This window comes from Streptomyces sp. NBC_00557, assembly GCF_036345995.1.
In the GTDB taxonomy this organism is placed as follows: Bacteria; Actinomycetota; Actinomycetes; order Streptomycetales; family Streptomycetaceae; genus Streptomyces.
The window spans coordinates 2,666,028-2,686,392 of sequence record NZ_CP107796.1; the positions used below are offsets into that span (position 1 = coordinate 2,666,028).

Below are 20,365 nucleotides of genomic sequence, written 5' to 3' on the forward strand. Positions count from 1 at the left end.
CTTGCCGCCCCAGTACTGCATGCACCTCCCCCGGGTGGAGCGGCAAGCAAGCGGCTCACGGCATCCGCCGCAGCGGGGCCGCCCGTCAGCAGTCCCGAAGCTCCGGCGACTGGTTGAGCAACTGACTGCGCACCGAGGTGAAGCGGGCCAGCGTCTCGTCCACCGCGGCGTCCAGCGGGAACACCGCCACCCGGTGGCAGTTCTGGAATGCCAGCCGCACGCCGAAGTGCCGCTGCAGGGCGCCGCGGATGGCGTCACTCGCGAGCGCACGCAGCAGCTGACCGCGTGCCTGCTCGTCCGGCGGGGGCGTCTGGTTGTCGGCGAACGGTCCGCCGTCGACCTTCAGCTGGGCCACCAGGGAGCTGATCATCTCCCATGCGTAGGGCAGGGAGGTCCGGACGCAGTCGACGAATGCTGTTTCGTCGACCTCGCCTCGCTCGGCCTGTTCGAGTAGGGCCGGTGAGACGTCGAGCGACATGGGTTCTCCTCTCGCACCCCCGAAGAGCAGGGGTTGCCGGACGGGTAAGGGAGTTCGCGATATCGAACACGCTCAGTACCTATGCGGCGACCTCCCGTTCACTACCGTAGGCAACGGTCGGTGACCACACCAGCAGAATGCGTATATGGAACGATCCCTTTACGGGCACAATCGGCCAGGGATGAACAAGAGTTTCCAGGGACAATTGGGGCGATCGCTCGGGAGCGGGGCGGGCGGATCGCGCGCACCTCAGGGCGTCGAGTAGCGTTGCCGACCATGCGTCTCGTCATTGCCCGATGCTCGGTCGACTACGCCGGCCGGCTCACCGCCCACCTGCCCTCGGCGCCCCGCCTGATCCTGGTCAAGGCGGACGGCAGCGTCTCCATCCACGCCGACGACCGGGCCTACAAGCCCCTCAACTGGATGTCGCCGCCCTGCACGCTCAAGGAGGGCACCGGCGAGGAAGAGGGCGTGTGGACCGTCGTCAACAAAGCGGGCGAGAAACTGATCATCACGATGGAGGAGATCCTCCACGACTCCTCGCACGAACTCGGCGTGGACCCGGGTCTGATCAAGGACGGCGTGGAAGCGCACCTGCAGGAGCTGCTGGCCGACCGCATCGAGACGCTCGGCGAGGGATACACGCTGATCCGGCGCGAGTACATGACGGCCATCGGCCCGGTGGACATCCTGTGCCGGGACGCGGAGGGGCGGACGGTCGCGGTCGAGATCAAGCGCCGGGGCGAGATCGACGGCGTCGAGCAACTCACGCGCTACCTGGAGCTGTTGAACCGCGATCCCCATCTCGCCCCGGTCCGCGGCATCTTCGCCGCGCAGGAGATCAAGCCCCAGGCCCGCGTCCTCGCCACCGACCGCGGCATCAACTGCCACATCCTCGACTACGACGCCCTGCGCGGCATCGAGGACGACAAGCTCCGCCTGTTCTGACCCGGCCGCTCCGACGAGGGCGTGTCTGCCGGGTCAGGCTCGCGTCACATCACCGCGCCCGGGCCGGTCGGTGTTTCCGTGCCCGTGCTCTCGGACGCGCTCGCCGGGCTGCTGGACGCCGGGCCGCTCGCCGTGTCCGTCGTGGACGGGCTCGACGACTGGCTCGACGTGGGCGTCGGGGTGGGTGACTTGGACGGTGACGGCGAGGTCGGCGTGCCCGAGGGCGTGGACTTCGTCGGCGTCGGCGAACCCGGCTCGGTCGTACGGGACTTCGACGGCGTCGGAGTCGTGCCCCCGCCGCCCGTGCCCTTGGTGTGGCTCGGGCCGGCCGAGGGGGACGTGGTCGGCCGGGCCGGGGTCGGGTCGTCCGTCGTGCCGTACGTGCCGTCGGGGCCCGGGTCCGTGGGACGGGTCACCGGGGCGGCCGAGCCGGTGCCGGCCCGCGGGGTCTGGTTGGGGTCGGCGCCCAGCGAGCCGTCGGCCGGGTCCTGGCTCGCCGAGGGGTTGACGTCGACCTTGCCGGCCGGGTTCTTGCCGGCGTTGTCGTTGGACGTCATGCCGAGCGTGACGACCGTGCCGAGCACGGCGGCGAGCAGGGCCCCGGAGCCGGCCGCGACGAGGTTGCGCCGGGCCAGCCGGCGGAAGCCGCCGCCGGCCGGCGCGGCGGCCGGGAGCCGGCGGGTGACCAGGGGATCGCCGAGGGGCACGTACGGCGGCGGCGCCGACTCCTCGTGCCGTGTCTCCGCCTGCTCCTCCCCCGCCGTCGCCGCGATCCCCGGCACCTCGCCCGAGAGGTCGGCGACGAGGGCCAGGGCGCGCCGGCCGGCGACCGTGCCGCGCTTGTCCGCGAGCGCCCCGCGCAGCCCGATGGACGCCTCCAGCTCGGCGCGCGCCCGGTCGAGCTGGCCGCCGCACAGCGCGAGGACACCCAGCTCGTGGTGGAAGTAGGCCTGTTCGGACACCTCACCGGCGAGCCGGGAGGCCTCGGCGCCGGAGCGCAGGGCGCGTTCCCAGGCGCTCCAGTGCAGCCCGGCGGCGAACGCGGGCGCGGCCGTGCGGGCCAGCCGTACCGCGCAGCTCTGCTGCCCTTCGGCGGGCGGGACCGTGTGCGGCACGATCGCGGCGAGCGCGGCCAGCACCGCGTCGGCCTCCGCGCAGACCCGCTCGGGGGTGACCGACGGATGCCCGGCCCACCAGGCGTAGTGCTCGGCGGCGGCCAGCGCCTGGGCCTGGGCGTCGTCGGTGTATCCGGCGGCCTCCAGCTGGGTCAGCACGCCCGCCGCGAGCCGGTAGCGGGCGCCGACCGGGGAGACCAGTCCGCAGGCGGCCAGCTCGCCGAGGGCGGCGTCGGCGTGGGTGTCGCCGATCAGCGCCGGCAGATGCGCCTGGTGCGGCACCTCGCCGCCGAGGGCGACGGCGAAGCGCAGGGTGGCGCGGGCGGAGGGGCTGAGCCGGGAGGCGAGCAGCGGAGCGGGCGCGGCGGCCTCGCCGAGGGAGGGCAGCGGGACGTCGTCGGCCGCCTCCACGGGCAGTTCGGCCGGGGGGCGTACGTCCTCGAAGACGCCGTACTCGTCCACCGCCCCGGCGCCGGCCCGCAGCTGGTCGCGCTGCCGGAGCAGCGCGCCGGCCTGGACGAACCGCAGCGGCAGGCCCTCGGACTCGAACCACAGGTCGCCGGCCCAGTTGGCCTCCTCCTCGGTGAGGACGCGGCCCGCGGTCCGCTCCAGGACCTCCTCGCCGCCGGCCCGGTCGAGGCCGCTGAGGAAGACCTCCTCGACCTCCGACTCGGGGGACGGCGGGGGCACGTCGGGGGTGGCGCCGATCAGGAACGCGCACTCGGGGGTGGCGTCGAGCAGTTCGTCGAGGGCGGCGCCGCCGAACTCGATGTCGTCCAGGACGACGACCGCGCCGATCTCCCGCACGAGCGCGCGCAGCTCGTCCGGTTCCGGGCGGTGGCGCGGGCTGTCGTAGACGGCGTGGAAGAGGTCGTACAGGAGGTCCTGCGCGGTGCGGTGGAAGCCGTTCAGGCGCACCACGCCGTCGGGGGCGAGGTCCTGGCAGTCCTCGCCGACGAGGTCGAGCAGGGCGGTGCGGCCGGAGCCGCCGGGGCCGGTGAGCCGGACGGAGCGGCCGCGGGCCAGCAGCCGGACCAGGCGCTCGCGTTCGTCCTGGCGTTCCACCAGGGAGACCGCCGGCTGGGCGGGGCCCGGCGGCACGGGCGGCCGGGCGGCGCGCTCGGTCTCGGCGCGCTCGGCGGCGGTGCGCCTGCGGGGGCGCTCCGGGCGCTCGACGGGCGGGCAGGGTTCTATCTCGCTGCCGTCGACGGGGTTCACCGTCAGCAGCAGGTCGCCGGAGACGACGTGCGCCGTGCGGGCGAGCGACGGCGTGCTCTGGCCGAAGTCGGAGGTCAGGGATTCCCGGGGCGGGCGGCGGCTGTGCGCCTGGCCGTGCTCCTCGGGTCCCGGGTTGATCGGGTCCATAGGTTCAAGCCCCCCAAAAGCGTCGTGTGCCCGTGATGTCCGGCCCCTCCCGGCCTTGTCGCACACCGCGCTGTCGCTTCTGGTCCGGGCCCGCTCGATCGAGGGTTGCGAGACGGCGGGCGACCGAACCCTAAACCTTCGCACAGTATCTCCGACAGGGCGGGGTGCCGTGCGGTCCGAGACGTCACAGTCCGGTGAGGATTGCCCGCGACGTGCGCTTCGGCGGCTGCGCCCGGGTCTCCCCCGTCGCCCGTTTCACACCCGCTCGCACGGTTGCGCCGCGGTCCCGCGGGCCCGAGCCGGCGCCGTGCGGCACCCGAGCCGTCCGTCCGCCCCGCCGGCCGCACCCGTCCGGCGGGTCCCCGCGGGACCGGCCGCCCCACGGGGTCACACCCGGGGCAGCGACTCCACTCCGATGCCGCCCTCGATGGCGAGGATGCGGTGCAGGCGGGTGGCGACCAGCAGGCGCTGCATCTGCGGCGGGACACCGCGCAGCACCAGACGGCGCCCGCAGCGGCCGGCCCGCCGATGGGCACCCATGATCACGCCGAGTCCGGTGGCGTCCCAGGAGTCCAGTTCGGACAGGTCGAGCACCAGGTCGCCGACGCCGCCGTCGACGGCCGAGTGCAGGGCCGTACGGGCGTCCGCCGCGCTGCGGACGTCGAGGCGGCCCCCGACGACCAGCTCGGCGTGGTCGCCCCTGATGTGCATATGCGCTCCCCGTTGAGTGCGGTTGGCTACTCCGTGACGTTGCACCGTCTGACTGTGTCAGTGGTGGTGCGGTTGCTGCTTGTAAGCGAACCGATACCGAATTCACCCCGGGGGGTGATGTTCCCGGGGTGAATGTCGGTGACGGGACGCCTCAGTACTTGTAGAAGCCCTGCCCGCTCTTGCGGCCGATGTCACCGGCGTCCACCATCCGGCGCATCAGCTCCGGCGGGGCGAACTTCTCGTCCTGGGACTCGGTGTAGATGTTGCTGGTGGCGTGGAGCAGGATGTCGACGCCGGTGAGGTCGGCGGTGGCGAGGGGGCCCATGGCGTGCCCGAAGCCCAGCTTGCAGGCGAGGTCGATGTCCTCGGCGGTGGCGACGCCCGACTCGTACAGCTTGGTCGCCTCCACGACGAGGGCCGAGATGAGCCGGGTGGTGACGAAGCCGGCCACGTCACGGTTGACGACGATGCAGGTCTTGCCGACGGACTCGGCGAACTCCCGCGCGGTGGCGAGGGTTTCGTCGCTCGTCTTGTAGCCGCGGACCAGCTCGACGAGCTGCATCATCGGCACCGGCGAGAAGAAGTGGACGCCGACGACCCGCTCGGGGCGCTCGGTGGCCGCCGCGATCTTGGTGATCGGGATGGCGGAGGTGTTGGAGGCGAGCACGGTGTCCTCGCGCACCAGCTTGTCGAGCGCCCGGAAGATCTCGTGCTTCACTTCGAGCTTCTCGAAGACGGCCTCGACCACGACGTCGGCGTCGGCCGCCGCGTCCAGGTCGGTCGTCGGCGTGATGCGGGCGAGGGCGGCCCCGGCGTCGTCCGCGGCCAGCTTGCCCTTGCTCACGAACTTGTCGTACGAGGCCTTGATGCCGTCGGTGCCGCGCTTGAGCGCCTCGTCGGTGACGTCGCGCAGGACGACGTCCCAGCCCGCCTGCGCGGCGACCTGAGCGATCCCGGACCCCATGAGACCGGCCCCGATGACGGCGAGCTTCCGTGCCACTCCGACTCCCTCGAACGCGCTCCAAGTCTGCTTCTCCGGCGGACCCTAGCGCTCCGACGCCGCTGTGTGAGCGGTTAGTAACGCGTGTCACGGTCTCAGAGGGTGAGACGCCGGTCACGTCCGACACGACGGGCTCGGCGGGCCTGCGGCCGGCGGATCCGGCGGGGTGCGCGCCAGGGTCGCGGAGGTGCCAATTCCCAGAAACCGGGGTTCGGTTGGCGGCACGAAAAGCTCAGGAAGCCGCCCGTACGGCGTAGTTCAGGACCTTTTCACTCAAGAGGTCCTCGATGTCGTCCAGAAGAACCAGTACCTCTCGGGACACTTCGACCGGTGTGCGGCCGGCGAGGAGGCGGCGGCCGATGGTGGTGAAGACCGTCTGGTGGATCCAGCAGATCTGACCGGCGACCAGGCCGGGCAGCGGGTCGGCGCCGGCGGCGCCGGTCTCCTCGCGCAGGGCCGCCTCCAGGGCGTCGTGGATCTCCTGCTGGAGGCTCCACAGCCGGGAGCGCAGCGGCGGGGCGTCGTGGATGACCCGCATGAAGCGGTCGTAGCCCTCCATGAGGCCGACCCGCGGGGAGACGGCCTCGACCTCCTCGCGCAGTTCGCGCAGTACGGCGCGGGCGGCCGACTCCCCCGGGTCCCGGCCGCGCACCCACCGGGCGAGCCGGTCGACCACGCCTGCGGAGCGGTCGAAGAAGAGGTCCTCCTTGGCGGGGAAGTAGTTGTAGACGGTGTTCACGGAGACGTCCGCCGCCTCCGCCACGTCCGCCATGGTCACCGCCATGAAGCCGCGCTCGATGAACAGCCCCGTGGCGATGTCCGAGATGCGCTGCCTGGTCTCGCGCTTCTTCCGCTCCCTGAGCCCCTCTGCCATGGCGCCATCGTAGATCGGCGGCACTTTTTTGGGGCTCCTGAAAACTTGGTGGCATTGCAATTTTTCAATGGCTCTGTTTTTCTGGGGGCATGGCAGCAGTCATCAGCGCGGCGGGACTCGCCCGCACCTTCCAGACCAAGGCCGGCCCCGTGGAGGCGGTGCGCGGTATCGACCTCACCGTCCGGGAGGGCGAGATCCTCGGCTTCCTCGGACCCAACGGCGCCGGCAAGACGACCACCCTGCGGATGCTCACCACCCTGCTGAAGCCGACCGGCGGCGCGGCCACGGTCGCCGGGCACGATCTGGCGACGGATCCGGCGGGGGTGCGCGCCGCGATCGGGTACGTCGCCCAGTCCGGCGGGGTCGACCCGCAGATCACCGTGCGGGAGGAACTGGTCACCCAGGGGCGGATGTACCGCCTGTCGAAGGCCGACGCCGCCCTGCGCGCTCAGGACCTGGCGCGGGAGCTGGACCTCACCGGGTTCCTCGACCGGAAGGCCGGCGCCCTCTCCGGCGGGCAGCGGCGGCGGCTGGACATCGCCATGGCGCTCACCCACCGGCCGAAGGTGCTGTTCCTGGACGAGCCGACCACCGGACTCGACCCGGGCAGCCGCGCCGACCTGTGGGACCTGGTCCGCCGGCTGCGCGACGAGCACGGCACGACCGTCTTCCTGACCACCCACTACCTGGACGAGGCCGACACCCTCGCCGACCGCCTGGTGGTCGTGGACCGGGGCGCGGTCGCCGCCGAGGGCACGCCGTCCGCGCTCAGGCTCCAGTACGGCGGCTCGATCGACGCAACCCTCCAGGACACGTTCCTCGCCATCACCGGACGCGGGCCGGTCCCGGCCGACTCCGTCCCCGTAGCCGTCTAGGAATCCCCGATGCTTCTGCACGACACGGCCCTCGTCTACGGCCGCTATCTGCGCCAGTCGCTGCGCTCCCGGTTCGCCCTGCTCTTCGGGGTGCTCACGCCGCTGCTCTACCTGGTCTTCTTCGGTCCGCTGCTCACCCGGCTGCCGCTCGGCGGCACGGGCAGCTCCTGGCAGGTGCTCGTGCCCGGCCTGCTGCTCCAACTCGGCCTGTTCGGCGCCCTGTTCGCCGGGTTCACGGTCATCGTCGAGAAGGGGCAGGGGGTGGTCGAGCGGATGCGGGTGACCCCGGTCAGCCGGCTCGCGCTGCTCCTCGGCCGCGTGCTGCGCGACGCGACGGTGTTCGTCTTCCAGGCGGTGCTGCTGGTGCTCGCCGCGCTGGTGATGGGCCTGCGGGCGCCGCTCGGCGGCGTCCTGATCGGCTTCGCCTTCGTCGCCCTGCTCACCGTGTCGCTGGCCTCGCTGTCGTACGCGCTCGGCATGAAGGTCCGCACCCCGCAGGAGTTCGGCCCGCTGATCAACATGGTGTCGATGCCGTCGATGCTGCTGTCCGGGCTGATGCTCCCGATGACCCTGGCGCCCGCCTGGCTGGACGTGCTGTCGCACTTCGTGCCGTTCCGCTATCTGGTGGACGCGGTGCGCGACGCGTACGTCGGGCGGTACACGAGCGCGCACATGCTCCACGGCGTCCTCGTCGCCGTCGCCTTCGCGGCGCTGGCGGTGACCGTGGGCACACGGGTGTTCCGGACGGCCGGGGCGTAACTACGCTGGTCGCATGGTCAATCTGACGCGCATCTACACCAGGACCGGCGACAAGGGCACCACGGCGCTCGGCGACATGAGCCGGGTCGCCAAGACCGACCTGCGGATCTCCGCCTACGCCGACGCCAACGAGGCCAACGCGGTGATCGGCACCGCGATCGCGCTGGGCGGCCTGGACGCGGAGATCGTCAAGGTGCTCACGCGCGTCCAGAACGACCTGTTCGACGTGGGCGCGGACCTGTCGACGCCGGTGGTGGAGAACCCGCAGTTCCCGCCGCTGAGGGTGGAGCAGTTCTACATCGACCGGCTGGAGGCGGACTGCGACCGCTTCAACGAGCAGCTCGACAAGCTCCGCTCCTTCATCCTGCCCGGCGGCACCCCGGGCGCGGCCCTGCTGCACCAGGCCTGCACGGTCGTACGCCGTGCCGAGCGCTCCACCTGGGCTGCTCTCGAGGTGCACGGCGACACGATGAACCCGCTCACGGCGACCTACCTCAACCGGCTGTCCGACCTGCTGTTCATCCTGGCCCGCGTGGCGAACAAGGAGACCGGGGACGTGCTGTGGGTGCCGGGCGGGGAACGCGGCTGAACCGGCCCTCCGGTGCCGTGGGCCCCGGTGCGGGGTGCTGAGCCCTCCCCACCGGGGCCGTCCGGGTCAGCGGTCGGTGCCGCTCGCGGCGTCCCGGTCGGCCGCCGCGGCCGCCGACTCGGCCGCGTCCACCTTCTTCTGCATCTCCGCGTAGCCGGAGGGCGTACCGGCGGACGCGCCGGACGACGGCGGCGTCTTCGGGGACGCGGCGTCGTGGTGGGCGCAGCCCGCGGTGAGCGCCGCCAGCAGGGCCACCGCCGGCAGGGCGGCCGCCGCCCGCCGCGCCCGCATCAGCTCGCCGCCTTGCCGCCGTTGGCCTGGCACCAGGTGCGCACGTCGCCCAGGTCCTTCTGGCGCTGCTTCAGGTTGGTCACCAGCGACTTACGGAACTCCAGCCGGTCCTTGAGGAAGGTGGCGACCGCGGTGTGGCCCGCCTTCTCGGCGTTGTCCACCCGCTGCTGCAGCCGGGCGATCGAGCCACGGGTGCCGGGCCCGGCGTCCAGCCGCTTCAGGGCCCGCGCGATCCGGCGGTCGATCCTGGGCACCCGCTTGCACAGCTTCTGCGCTCCGTCGCCGGTCGGGGCCGGTTTCGGCGTGCTGTCGGCCGACGCGGCCCCGGCGGTGCCCGCCACCGCCAGTACGGCCGCCATCGCGCCGCCCGCGAGCAGCGTGCGCGTACGTCGTCGTGCGTTCATCCTTCTCTCCGTTTCCCTCCCGGACCGGCCCGGTCGCCGGTCCGGCCGCTTTCCGGCCGGGCGGGTCGCCGTCCGTACGGGACGGAGGCTAGGGACGGTCTTTGGGGAAACTCTGTGACCGGTTTGCCCCGGCTGTGCCGATCGGCCAGTCCCGGTCCGCCCCGGCTGTGCCGATCAGCCAGTCCCGTCGGCCCGGCAGTCCCCCGCCGTCCCCGGACAGGCCGCCGCCGTCCGCGGGCAGCCGTACCGTGAAGCGGGCGCCGGTCCCGTCCGGGCCGTCCGTGACGGTGACGCTCCCCCGGTGCAGGGCCGCCTGCTGGGCGACGAGGGTGAGGCCGAGCCCGGAGCCCGCGCTGTCCGGGCCCCGCTGGAACCGTTCGAAGATCCGGGCGCGGGCGTCGGGCGGCACGCCGGGGCCCTGGTCGTCGACCGCGACGAGGAGCCCGCCTTCGGCTCGGCTCACGCCGACCCGTACCCGTGCCCGGCCCTGTGCATCGCGGCCGTGGGCGAGGGCGTTGCCGAGCAGGTTGTCCAGCAGCAGCCTGAGGCCCGGTTCCCAGCCGTGCACGGTGAGCCCGGGTGCGGCGTCGAGGGTGATGTCCGCATCCGGGGCGCGGCGGCGGGCCTCGGCGACGGCCGTGTCGGCGAGGTCGGAGAGATCGACGGGCCGGAACGCGTCGGCCTCCACCAGATCCGCCCGGCCCAGGTCCCGCAGCATCACCAGCAGGCCGAGCAGCCGGGCGTGTTCGCGGTGCAGGTCGGCCAGCACCTCGGCGCGCTCCGCCGCCGGCAGATCGGGGTGGCCGGCGAGGATGTCGAGGTTGGTGCCCATGCTCATCAGCGGGGTGCGCAGTTCGTGCGCGGCGGCCGAGGAGAAGGAGCGGGCGGTGTCCAGGGCCTGGCCGGTGCGGGCGGCCTGTTCGTCGTAGCGGGCGAGGACGGTCCTGAGGGTAGCGGCGAGTTCGTCGACCTCCCGCACACCGGTGTGTTCTTCCGGCAGCCGGGCGGTGCTGGTGCGCGGGTCGAGTCCGGCGGTGCGGCGGGTGAGGCGGGCGAGGGGCGCGCTCGCCCCGGCGGCCAGGCCCCAGGCGAGCAGTCCGGACAGGGGCGCGGCGAGCACGGCGGTGAGCAGCACCCGGTTGCGGACGAGCCGGACCTGGGCGCGGTCGGCGGTGTCGGGTGCGAACAGCCACAGGGTGCCGGCGGCGGCGGGGGTGCGGACCTGCCGCACGAGGGCCCGCCAACTGCGCCCGGCGGAGCGGACGGTGACGAAACCGGCGGACGCGTCGGGCAGGGGCACGGACGGGTCCGGCTGGGGGCCGCCCCGGAAGGTGGCGTCCGGTCCGACCAGCCGTACGCCGACGTCGAGGGCCGTGCTGAACAGCCGACGCTCGCGGGTGTCGGCGGCCTTGGGGCGGCCGTTCGCCGAGGCGCGCAGCAGGGCGCGGGCCTCGGGGGCCAGGGCCACGGCGCGCTGCTGCAGGTGCCGGTCCTCGGCCCGGTGCAGGTCCCGGGCGACGAGGCCGAGCAGCAGCCAGCCGGCGGCGAGGACCAGCAGCGGGACGGTGCAGCCGACGGCGAGGGCGATCCGGGTGGAGAGCCTCATGGCCGTTCCCTCAGCACGAAGCCGACGCCGCGCACGGTGTGGATCAGCCGGGGCCGCCCCTCGGCCTCCAGTTTGCGCCGCAGATAGCTGACGAAGGTGTCGACGGCGTCGGTGCGCACGTCGAAGTCGTAGCCCCACACCCGTTCCAGGAGCTGGTCGCGGGTGAGGACGAGCCCGGCGTTGCGGGCGAGCACCTCCAGCAGCTCGAACTCGCGCCGGGTGAGGTCCAGCGGGCTGCCGTCCCGCTCGGCGGTGCGGGCGGCGGGGTCGACGACCAGGTCCGCCACCCTGAGCTGCTCCCGGCCCGCGGGCGGGCGGCGGCGCAGCAGGGCGCGCAGCCGGAGCACCAGTTCCTGCAGGGCGAAGGGCTTGACCAGGTAGTCGTCGCCGCCCGCCTGGAGGCCGGCGATCCGGTCGGCGGTCTCGTCGAGCGCGGAGAGCATCAGCACCGGCAGGTCCCGGCCCTCGTCGCGCAGCCGGGTGCACACCTCGATGCCGCTCATGCCGGGCATCGACACGTCGAGCACCAGCACGTCGGGCGGCAGGTCCCGGATCGCGGCCAGCGCCCGCGACCCGTCGGCGGCGGTGCGCACCGCGAACCCGCTCAGTCTCAGGCCGCGCTCCAGCGAGCGCCGGATGGCCGCGTCGTCGTCGACGACCAGCACCGTGCCCTGGCCCGCCGCGTCCGTCATGTACCCCTCCTCGTCGCCGGGTCAGCGTACGACCCCGCGCCGGGCGCGCGGCAGGCCAGGTGGGCGATCCGGTACGGCGCGCGCAAGCGGCCGCAGCGGCACGGGAGTTGGCGATCAAGCGGGCCATAGAGACAAGTGGTCCAGACCTATTGACCCATGGTCCAGACCTTCCTACTCTCGCAGCACCGTGGGCGTGAAGGCTCAGTCATGCACACGGCATCCCCGACTCCCCCTAGTGAGGAGGCGCAGCATGCGCTTCAGACACAGAGCCGCGGCAGGGTTCGCGACCCTGTTGCTCCCCCTGGCCGGCCTCGTCGGTCTCGCGAGCCCCGCCCAGGCCGCGACCAGCGTCACGGCCACCTACACCAAGTCCAGCGACTGGGGAACCGGCTTCGGCGGCCAGTGGACCATCAAGAACACCGGCTCCACCAGCGTCAGTTCCTGGACCGTCGAGTGGGACTTCCCCTCCGGCACGTCCGTCACCTCAGCCTGGGACGCCGACGTCACCAGCTCCGGCACCCACTGGACCGCCAAGAACAAGTCCTACAACGGCACCATCGCCCCCGGCGCCTCCGTGTCCTTCGGCTTCAACGGCTCCGGATCCGGCTCGCCGAGCAACTGCAGGCTCAACGGCGACAGTTGCGACGGTACGACAGCCCCCGGTGACGCGGCGCCCTCCGCGCCCGGCACTCCCACGGCCTCCGGCGTCACCGACACCTCGGTCAGGCTCTCCTGGGGCGCGGCCACCGACGACAAGGGCATCAAGAACTACGACGTCCTGCGCGACGGCAAGGTCGTCGGCACCGTGACGACCACCTCGTACACGGACAGCGGCCTGACCGCCGGCACCGACTACTCCTACACGGTGCAGGCCCGCGACACCGCCGACCAGACCGGCCCGGTCAGCGGCGCGGTCAGGGTGCACACCACCGGCGGCACCACCACTCCCCCGACCACCGGCGACAAGGTCAAGCTCGGCTACTTCACCGAGTGGGGCATCTACGGCCGCAACTACAACGTCAAGAACCTCGTGACGTCCGGCTCGGCGGCGAAGATCACGCACATCAACTACGCCTTCGGCAACGTCACAGGCGGTCAGTGCGCGATCGGCGACTCCTACGCCGACTACGACAAGGCCTTCACCGCCGACCAGTCGGTGAGCGGTGTCGCCGACACCTGGGACCAGCCGCTGCGCGGCAACTTCAACCAGCTGCGCGAGCTGAAGGCCAAGTACCCGAACATCAAGGTCCTGTGGTCCTTCGGCGGCTGGACCTGGTCCGGCGGCTTCGCCCAGGCCGCGGCCAACCCGGCCGCCTTCGCCGACTCCTGCTACAAGCTGGTCGAGGACCCGCGCTGGGCGGACGTCTTCGACGGCATCGACATCGACTGGGAGTACCCCAACGCCTGCGGCCTGTCCTGCGACACCAGCGGGGCGGCGGCCTTCAAGAACGTGATGGCCGCGCTGCGCGCCAAGTTCGGCTCCAAGGCCCTGGTCACCGCGGCGGTCACCGCCGACGGCTCCTCCGGCGGCAAGATCGAGGCCGCGGACTACGCCGGCGCCTCCCAGTACGTCGACTGGTACAACGTGATGTCGTACGACTTCTTCGGCGCCTGGGACGCCCAGGGCCCGACCGCCCCGCACTCCCCCCTCACCTCGTACTCCGGCATCCCCAAGGCCGGCTTCGACACGGCCGACGCGATCGCCAAGTACAAGTCGGCCGGCGTCCCCGCGAGCAAGCTGCTCATCGGCATCGGCTTCTACGGCCGCGGCTGGACCGGCGTCACCCAGGACGCCCCGGGCGGCACGGCCACGGGACCGGCGGCCGGCACCTACGAGCAGGGCATCGAGGACTACAAGGTGCTCAAGTCGTCCTGCCCGGTCACCGGCACCGTCGCGGGCACGGCGTACGCCCACTGCGGCAGCAACTGGTGGTCGTACGACACCCCGTCGACCATCGCCGGGAAGATGAGCTGGGCCAAGTCCCAGGGGCTCGGCGGAGCCTTCTTCTGGGAGTTCAGCGGCGACACCAGCAACGGTGAGCTGGTGAACGCCATCAGCAGCAACCTGTAAGAGAGCCCTCAAGCAACGTTGACGCGCTGTCCGGGCGGGGCTGCTTCCAGCCACGCGAGGAATCCGGTCAGCGCGTCTTCGCTCATGGCGAGTTCGAGGCGCGTGCCCCGATGGGTACAGGCGAGGACCACCGCGTCGGAGAGCAGCGCCAGTTCCTCCTCGCCCTCGGGCAGCCGGCGGCCGGCCACCTCGATCTGCGCGCGCTCCAGGGTGCGGCGCGGGCGGAAGGCGTAGGAGAACACCCGGTACCACTCGATGCGGTCGCCGTTGTAGCGGGCGACGCCGTAGGACCAGCCCTTGCCGCCCGCGTCCGGTTTCTCGGCCACGTCCCAGCGCAGGGAACAGTCGAAGGTCCCGCCGGAGCGCTGGATCAGCCGGCGCCGCAGCCCGAACAGGAACAGCCCCACCACCACGAGCGCGACCACGATCCCGCACACAGTCAGAGCGAGGACCATCGGCACCGACCTCCTCGTCTCCTCGGTAGGGGAACTGCTTCTGTGCTTGAGTAATGAAACGGAAAAAACACCCACATCTGCCTCAGCCGCGACCGGCACCGGATTGCTCCGGGCCGGCCGCGGCTGAGTGACGTCATACGGCGGACGAGCGTGGGCTCAGCTCGCCGCCGCCGCACGCAGGCGGACATCCGCGCGGCGCTCGGCGGCGGCGTCGCCCTCCGCCTTCGCGCGCTCCAGCTCCCGCTCCGTGCGCTGGACATCGATCTCGTCCGACAGCTCGGCGATCTCGGCCAGCAGGGACAGCTTGTTGTCCGCGAACGAGATGAAACCGCCGTGCACCGCGGCGACGACCGTTCCACCTTCACTCGTACGGATGGTCACCGGGCCCGACTCCAGCACACCGAGCAGCGGCTGGTGACCGGGCATGACGCCGATGTCGCCGGACGTGGTGCGCGCGACGACCAGGGTGGCCTCGCCGGACCAGACCTGGCGGTCGGCGGCGACCAGCTCGACGTGCAGCTCAGCAGCCAAGGGTGGCTCCTCGGGTCACCACCCGGCGGGGGTGCCGGGTGTTGGGGTCAATTCTAGGGGGCGTGCAGGAGGGGGCGGGACGGACCCGCCCCCTCACACGAGCACGGGGCTCGGAGCCGAGGCTCAGGAGACGCCCAGCTCCTTCGCGTTCTTCTTCAGGTCCTCGAGACCACCGCACATGAAGAACGCCTGCTCGGGGAAGTGGTCGTACTCGCCGTCGCAGATCGCGTTGAACGCGGCGATCGACTCGTCGAGCGGCACGTCCGAGCCGTCCACGCCGGTGAACTGCTTGGCGACGTGGGTGTTCTGGGACAGGAAGCGCTCCACGCGACGGGCACGGTGGACGACGAGCTTGTCCTCCTCGCCCAGCTCGTCGATGCCGAGGATCGCGATGATGTCCTGGAGGTCCTTGTACTTCTGCAGGATCCCCTTGACGCGCATGGCGCACTCGTAGTGGTCCTGCGAGATGTAGCGCGGGTCCAGGATCCGGGACGTGGAGTCCAGCGGGTCCACGGCCGGGTAGATGCCCTTCTCGGAGATCGGACGGGACAGAACCGTCGTCGCGTCGAGGTGGGCAAAGGTGGTGGCCGGGGCCGGGTCGGTCAGGTCGTCGGCGGGGACGTAGATCGCCTGCATCGACGTGATCGAGTGACCGCGGGTCGAGGTGATGCGCTCCTGCAGGAGGCCCATCTCGTCGGCCAGGTTCGGCTGGTAACCCACCGCGGACGGCATACGGCCGAGCAGCGTGGAGACCTCGGAACCGGCCTGCGTGAAGCGGAAGATGTTGTCGATGAAGAACAGCACGTCCTGCTTCTGGACGTCGCGGAAGTACTCGGCCATGGTCAGGCCGGCCAGCGCGACGCGCAGACGGGTGCCCGGGGGCTCGTCCATCTGGCCGAAGACCAGCGCGGTCTTGTCGATGACGCCCGAGTCGGACATCTCCTCGATCAGGTCGTTGCCCTCACGGGTGCGCTCGCCGACACCGGCGAACACGGAGACACCGTCGTGGTTGTTGGCGACACGGTAGATCATCTCCTGGATGAGCACCGTCTTGCCGACGCCGGCGCCGCCGAACAGACCGATCTTGCCGCCCTTGACGTACGGGGTGAGCAGGTCGATGACCTTGACGCCCGTCTCGAACATCTCGGTCTTGGACTCGAGCTCGTCGAAGTTCGGGGCCTTGCGGTGGATCGGCCAGCGCTCGCCGTCGTAGGACTCGTCGACGTTCAGCACCTCACCGAGGGTGTTGAACACCTTGCCCTTGGTGAAGTCGCCGACCGGCACGGTGATCGGCGCGCCGGTGTCGACGACCGGGGCCTGGCGGACCAGACCGTCGGTCGGCTGCATGGAGATCGCGCGGACCAGACCGTCACCCAGGTGCTGGGCGACCTCCAGGGTCAGCGTCTTCTTCTCGCCCTGGTTCGCCGGGTCGGCGACCTCGACGTGCAGGGCCTGGTAGATGTCCGGCATCGCGTCGACGGGGAACTCCACGTCGACGACCGGGCCGATGACCCGGGCGACGCGGCCCGTAGCCGTCGCGGTCTCAACAGTGGTGGTCATTTATCGGTCACTCCCCGCGGTCGCGTCGGCCAGGGCGCTGGCGCCACCGACGATCTCGCTGATTTCCTGGGTGATTTCGGCCTGGCGGGCCTGGTTGGCAAGCCGGGTGAGCGTCTCGATGAGCTCTCCGGCGTTGTCCGTGGCCGACTTCATCGCGCGCCGCGTGGCGGCGTGCTTCGAAGCGGCCGACTGGAGCAGCGCGTTGTAGATGCGGCTCTCCACGTACCGCGGCAGCAGGGCGTCGAGGACGTCCTCCGCCGAGGGCTCGAACTCGTACAGCGGGAGGATCTCGCCCTTCGGGTGAGCCTCCTCCGCGACCTCCTCGAGGCGCAGCGGCAGCAGCCGGGCGTCCAGCGCCGTCTGCGTCATCATCGAGACGAACTCGGTGTAGACGATGTGGAGTTCGTCCACGCCGCCGTCCGCCGTCTCCTTCTCGATGGCCTCGATCAGGGGCGCCGCGACCTTCTTGGCGTCCGCGTACGTCGGCTCGTCGGTGAAGCCCGTCCACGACTCCGCGACCTTGCGCTCACGGAAGTTGTAGTGGGCGACACCGCGCCGGCCGACGATGTACGTGTCGACCTGCTTGCCGTCGCGCTCCAGGCGCTCGGTCAGCTGCTCCGCCGTCTTGATGGCGTTGGAGTTGAAGGCGCCGGCCAGACCGCGGTCGCTCGTGAGGAGCAGGACCGCGGCACGGGTCGGGTTCTCCGCCTCCGTGGTGAGCGGGTGCTTGGTGTTCGAGCCGGTGCCGACCGCCGTGACCGCACGCGTCAGCTCGTTCGCGTACGGCGTGGAGGCCGCCACCTTGCGCTGCGCCTTGACGACGCGCGAGGCGGCGATCATCTCCATCGCCTTCGTGATCTTCTTGGTCGCGCTGACGGATCGGATGCGACGCTTGTAGACCCGGAGCTGGGCTCCCATGAGTCAGGTCCCTTCCTTACGTCACTTGGCGGCAGCGGCAGGAACGTCCTCGCCGAGCAGCTTGCCGTCGCTCGTCTCGAACTGCTTCTTGAACTCCGCGATCGCGTCGGCGACGGCCGTGAGGGTGTCGTCCGACATCTTGCCGCCCTCCTTGATGGAGGTCATGAGCGGCTGGTGCTTGCGGTGCAGGAACTCCAGCAGCTCCTTCTCGAAGCGGCGGATGTCGGCGACCGGGACGTCGTCCATCTTGCCGGTGGTGCCGGCCCACACGGAGACGACCTGGTCCTCGGTGGACATCGGCTGGTACTGGTCCTGCTTCAGCAGCTCGACCATGCGCTGACCGCGCTCCAGCTGCGCCTTCGACGCAGCGTCCAGGTCGGAACCGAAGGCAGCGAAGGCCTCCAGCTCACGGAACTGGGCGAGGTCCACGCGCAGACGGCCGGAGACCTGCTTCATCGCCTTGTGCTGGGCGGAACCGCCGACTCGGGAGACGGAGATACCGACGTTCAGCGCGGGGCGCTGACCGGCGTTGAACAGGTCCGACTCCAGGAAGCACTGGCCGTCGGTGATGGAGATGACGTTGGTCGGGATGAACGCCGAGACGTCGTTGGCCTTGGTCTCGACGATCGGCAGACCGGTCATCGAGCCGGCGCCCATGTCGTCGGAGAGCTTGGCGCAGCGCTCCAGCAGCCGGGAGTGCAGGTAGAAGACGTCACCCGGGTAGGCCTCACGGCCCGGCGGGCGGCGCAGCAGCAGGGACACGGCGCGGTAGGCGTCGGCCTGCTTCGACAGGTCGTCGAAGATGATCAGGACGTGCTTGCCCTGGTACATCCAGTGCTGGCCGATGGCCGAACCGGTGTACGGCGCCAGGTACTTGAAGCCGGCCGGGTCGGACGCCGGGGCGGCGACGATGGTCGTGTACTCCAGGGCGCCGTTCTCCTCCAGCGCGCGGCGCACGCCGGCGATGGTGGAGCCCTTCTGGCCGATGGCGACGTAGATGCAGCGGACCTGCTTCTTCGGGTCGCCCGAGCGCCAGTTGTCGCGCTGGTTGATGATCGTGTCGACGGCCAGGGCGGTCTTGCCCGTCTGGCGGTCACCGATGATCAGCTGACGCTGACCGCGGCCGATCGGGGTCATCGCGTCGACGGCCTTGTAGCCGGTCTCCATCGGCTCGTGCACCGACTTGCGCTGCATGACCGTGGGGGCCTGCAGTTCCAGCGCGCGCCGGCTGTCGGTCTCGATCTCGCCGAGGCCGTCGATCGGGTTGCCGAGCGGGTCGACGACGCGGCCGAGGTAGCCCTCGCCCACCGCGACGGAGAGGACCTCGCCGGTGCGGGTGACCGGCTGACCCTCCTCGATGCCGCTGAACTCGCCGAGGACGATGGCACCGATCTCGCGCTCCTCGAGGTTGAGGGCGAGGCCGAGGGTGCCGTCCTCGAACTTCAGCAGTTCGTTGGCCATGGCCGAGGGAAGACCCTCGATCTTCGCGATGCCGTCGCCGGCAAGGGTGACCGTACCGACCTCCTCGCGCGAGGCCGCGTCCGGCTTGTACGACTGGACGAAGGTCTCCAGTGCGTCCCGGATCTCCTCCGGCCGGATCGTGAGCTCCGCCATCTGGGTTCCCTGCTCTCCTTGTTGGGCCCGAAGTTTCACTTGGGGGGTATGGGGACACCCCCCAATAGGAGGTGAATCCTCTGCACGGCCCAACCAGGGCCGTAAGTACGTACTGACTCTTGAGTTGCTAACTCGCCATGCGACGGGCGGCGTCGTCCAGCCGGTCCGCGAGGGAGCCGTTGATGACCTCGTCACCGACCTGCACCCGGATACCGCCGATCACCTCGGGGTCCACGTCCAGGTTGAGGTGCATCCGACGGCCGTAGAGCTTGGCGAGGGCGGCGCCGAGGCGCTGCTTCTGGCCGTCGCTCAGCGGCACCGCCGAGGTGACGACGGCCACCACGCGGTCCCGTCGCTCGGCGGCCAGCTTGGACAGGGACTCCAGTCCCGCTTCCAGGCTACGTCCCCGCGGCGCGGTCACAAGGCGCGTCACCAGACGCTCGGTGATCGGGTTGGCCCGTCCGCCGAGCAGCCGGTGCAGCAGCTCGGTCTTGGCCTCGCCGGCGGCGGCACGGTCGGTCAGCGCGGCGCGCAGGTCGGTGCTGGAGGAGACGATCCGGCCGAACCGGAACAGCTCGTCCTCCACCTCGTCGAGGTTGCCCCGCTTCTCCGCGGCCGTGAGGTCGGCGACGTCCGCGAGCTGCTCCAGCGCGTCCACCAGGTCGCGCGGCTGCGACCAGCGGGAACGCACCATCCCGGCGACCAGGTCGGCGGCGGGCCCGCTGACCTGGCTGCCGAGCAGACGCTGGACGAGGCCGGCCTTGGCCTCCGCGGACTTCGCCGGGTCGGTGAGGACCCGGCGCAGCCCGGCCTCGCGGTCGAGCAGCGCGGTGACGGCCGCCAGCTCGTCGGCGAGCGCGGTGGCGTCGACGGACGTGGAGTCCGTCAGCGCGTCGAGACGCTCACGTGCGGCTGCCAGGGCCTCGCGGCTCGCTCCGTTCATCGCGCGGCCTCGGCCTTCTCCTCGAGCTCGTCGAGGAAGCGGTCGATCACACGGCTCTGGCGGGCGTGGTCCTCGAGGGACTCGCCGACGAGCTTGCCGGCCAGTTCGGTGGCGAGCCGGCCGACGTCCTGCCGGAGCGTGGCAGCGGCGACCTTGCGGTCGGCCTCGATCTGGGCGTGGCCGGCGGCGATGATCTCCTCACGCTGCCGCTGGCCCTCGGCCCGCATCTCGGCGATGAGCGCGGCACCCTGCTCCTGCGCCTCCTGGCGCAGGCGCGCGGCCTCGTGCCGGGCCTCGGCGAGCTGGGCCTTGTACTGCTCAAGGACGCTCTGGGCCTCGACCTTCATGGCGTCGGCCTCTTCGATACCGCCTTCGATCGCCGCGCGGCGCTCCTCCAGAACCTTGTTGATGTTCGGAAGCAGCTTCTTCCAGAAGAAGAAGAACACGATGGCGAAGGCGATGGTGCCGACGAGCAGCTCGGGACCCGGGGGAACGAGCGGGTTCTGCTCGGTCTCCTCGGCCGCCAGCTGTACCAGGTTGGCGATCACATCAGTGCCTTTCGTCGA

The 20,365-nt window shown here is 71.4% G+C and carries 21 protein-coding genes; 5 read left to right on the forward strand and 16 right to left on the reverse strand.

Translation table 11 applies throughout. The features are described from left to right. Positions 1 to 85: 85 nt before the first annotated feature. On the reverse strand, positions 86 to 478 hold the full coding sequence (locus OG956_RS10990) for an SCO5389 family protein (RefSeq protein ID WP_330337774.1): 393 nt from the start codon (positions 476 to 478) through the stop codon (positions 86 to 88). Positions 479 to 754: 276 nt separating this feature from the next. Between OG956_RS10990 and nucS the strand changes: the two genes are divergently transcribed. Next, positions 755 to 1,426, forward strand: a complete 672-nt coding sequence (nucS, locus tag OG956_RS10995; protein ID WP_330337775.1) for an endonuclease NucS — start codon at positions 755 to 757, stop codon at positions 1,424 to 1,426. Between the two features lie 44 nt (positions 1,427 to 1,470). Here nucS and OG956_RS11000 read toward each other — a convergent pair whose 3' ends face one another. The 4 genes from OG956_RS11000 to OG956_RS11015 all read right to left on the reverse strand — a co-directional run bounded on the left by OG956_RS11000 (position 1,471) and on the right by OG956_RS11015 (position 6,491). Beyond that, entirely contained in the window at positions 1,471 to 3,906 is a 2,436-nt protein-coding gene (locus OG956_RS11000) for an ATP-binding protein (protein ID WP_330337776.1), read from the reverse strand. 387 nt (positions 3,907 to 4,293) lie between these two features. Continuing rightward, positions 4,294 to 4,617, reverse strand: coding sequence for an STAS domain-containing protein (locus OG956_RS11005; protein WP_330337777.1), 324 nt, complete (start codon positions 4,615 to 4,617; stop codon positions 4,294 to 4,296). 151 nt (positions 4,618 to 4,768) lie between these two features. After that, positions 4,769 to 5,617: a 3-hydroxyacyl-CoA dehydrogenase family protein gene (locus OG956_RS11010; RefSeq protein WP_330337778.1), complete on the reverse strand. Its 849-nt coding sequence runs from the start codon at positions 5,615 to 5,617 to the stop codon at positions 4,769 to 4,771. Positions 5,618 to 5,849: 232 nt separating this feature from the next. Next, entirely contained in the window at positions 5,850 to 6,491 is a 642-nt protein-coding gene (locus OG956_RS11015) for a TetR/AcrR family transcriptional regulator (protein ID WP_330337779.1), read from the reverse strand. Between the two features lie 89 nt (positions 6,492 to 6,580). Between OG956_RS11015 and OG956_RS11020 the strand changes: the two genes are divergently transcribed. Genes OG956_RS11020 through OG956_RS11030 form a run of 3 tightly spaced genes read left to right on the forward strand, consistent with a single transcriptional unit; the run spans position 6,581 to position 8,714 of the window. Next, complete coding sequence (locus OG956_RS11020; protein ID WP_330337780.1) at positions 6,581 to 7,366, forward strand: ABC transporter ATP-binding protein; 786 nt, start codon at positions 6,581 to 6,583, stop codon at positions 7,364 to 7,366. Positions 7,367 to 7,375: 9 nt separating this feature from the next. Further along, positions 7,376 to 8,125, forward strand: a complete 750-nt coding sequence (locus OG956_RS11025; RefSeq protein ID WP_330337781.1) for an ABC transporter permease — start codon at positions 7,376 to 7,378, stop codon at positions 8,123 to 8,125. A 13-nt stretch (positions 8,126 to 8,138) separates the two neighbouring features. Next, positions 8,139 to 8,714, forward strand: coding sequence for a cob(I)yrinic acid a,c-diamide adenosyltransferase (locus OG956_RS11030; protein WP_330337782.1), 576 nt, complete (start codon positions 8,139 to 8,141; stop codon positions 8,712 to 8,714). 66 nt (positions 8,715 to 8,780) lie between these two features. On the opposite strand, the gene OG956_RS11035 is transcribed toward OG956_RS11030, so the two are convergent. The 4 genes from OG956_RS11035 to OG956_RS11050 all read right to left on the reverse strand — a co-directional run bounded on the left by OG956_RS11035 (position 8,781) and on the right by OG956_RS11050 (position 11,707). Further along, positions 8,781 to 9,005, reverse strand: coding sequence for a hypothetical protein (locus OG956_RS11035; RefSeq protein WP_330337783.1), 225 nt, complete (start codon positions 9,003 to 9,005; stop codon positions 8,781 to 8,783). Beyond that, positions 9,005 to 9,409: a hypothetical protein gene (locus OG956_RS11040; RefSeq protein WP_330337784.1), complete on the reverse strand. Its 405-nt coding sequence runs from the start codon at positions 9,407 to 9,409 to the stop codon at positions 9,005 to 9,007. Before OG956_RS11040 ends, OG956_RS11035 begins: the two co-directional genes overlap by 1 nt. An 88-nt stretch (positions 9,410 to 9,497) precedes the next feature. After that, complete coding sequence (locus tag OG956_RS11045) at positions 9,498 to 11,015, reverse strand: HAMP domain-containing sensor histidine kinase (RefSeq protein ID WP_330337785.1); 1,518 nt, start codon at positions 11,013 to 11,015, stop codon at positions 9,498 to 9,500. Continuing rightward, positions 11,012 to 11,707 carry a response regulator transcription factor gene (locus OG956_RS11050; protein WP_330337786.1) on the reverse strand — a complete coding sequence of 232 codons (696 nt, stop codon included), beginning with the start codon at positions 11,705 to 11,707 and terminating at the stop codon, positions 11,012 to 11,014. The genes OG956_RS11045 and OG956_RS11050 overlap by 4 nt, the downstream gene beginning before the upstream one ends. A gap of 250 nt (positions 11,708 to 11,957) precedes the next feature. Between OG956_RS11050 and OG956_RS11055 the strand changes: the two genes are divergently transcribed. After that, on the forward strand, positions 11,958 to 13,778 hold the full coding sequence (locus tag OG956_RS11055; RefSeq protein WP_330337787.1) for a glycoside hydrolase family 18 chitinase: 1,821 nt from the start codon (positions 11,958 to 11,960) through the stop codon (positions 13,776 to 13,778). A gap of 8 nt (positions 13,779 to 13,786) precedes the next feature. On the opposite strand, the gene OG956_RS11060 is transcribed toward OG956_RS11055, so the two are convergent. The 7 genes from OG956_RS11060 to OG956_RS11090 all read right to left on the reverse strand — a co-directional run bounded on the left by OG956_RS11060 (position 13,787) and on the right by OG956_RS11090 (position 20,347). Further along, positions 13,787 to 14,233, reverse strand: a complete 447-nt coding sequence (locus OG956_RS11060; RefSeq protein WP_330337788.1) for a DUF2550 domain-containing protein — start codon at positions 14,231 to 14,233, stop codon at positions 13,787 to 13,789. 156 nt (positions 14,234 to 14,389) lie between these two features. Then, positions 14,390 to 14,764, reverse strand: a complete 375-nt coding sequence (locus OG956_RS11065) for a F0F1 ATP synthase subunit epsilon (protein ID WP_270081641.1) — start codon at positions 14,762 to 14,764, stop codon at positions 14,390 to 14,392. A 123-nt stretch (positions 14,765 to 14,887) separates the two neighbouring features. Then, complete coding sequence (atpD, locus tag OG956_RS11070; RefSeq protein WP_330337789.1) at positions 14,888 to 16,324, reverse strand: F0F1 ATP synthase subunit beta; 1,437 nt, start codon at positions 16,322 to 16,324, stop codon at positions 14,888 to 14,890. Continuing rightward, positions 16,325 to 17,242 (reverse strand): F0F1 ATP synthase subunit gamma, encoded by a 918-nt coding sequence (locus OG956_RS11075; RefSeq protein WP_330337790.1) that lies wholly within the window; start codon positions 17,240 to 17,242, stop codon positions 16,325 to 16,327. A gap of 21 nt (positions 17,243 to 17,263) precedes the next feature. Next, positions 17,264 to 18,856, reverse strand: coding sequence for a F0F1 ATP synthase subunit alpha (atpA, locus tag OG956_RS11080; protein ID WP_330337791.1), 1,593 nt, complete (start codon positions 18,854 to 18,856; stop codon positions 17,264 to 17,266). A gap of 127 nt (positions 18,857 to 18,983) precedes the next feature. Continuing rightward, the gene (locus tag OG956_RS11085) at positions 18,984 to 19,799 is read right to left on the reverse strand and encodes a F0F1 ATP synthase subunit delta (protein ID WP_330337792.1); all 816 of its coding nucleotides are present in this window, start codon (positions 19,797 to 19,799) and stop codon (positions 18,984 to 18,986) included. After that, positions 19,796 to 20,347, reverse strand: coding sequence for a F0F1 ATP synthase subunit B (locus OG956_RS11090; protein WP_330337793.1), 552 nt, complete (start codon positions 20,345 to 20,347; stop codon positions 19,796 to 19,798). Before OG956_RS11090 ends, OG956_RS11085 begins: the two co-directional genes overlap by 4 nt. Positions 20,348 to 20,365: the final 18 nt, after the last annotated feature.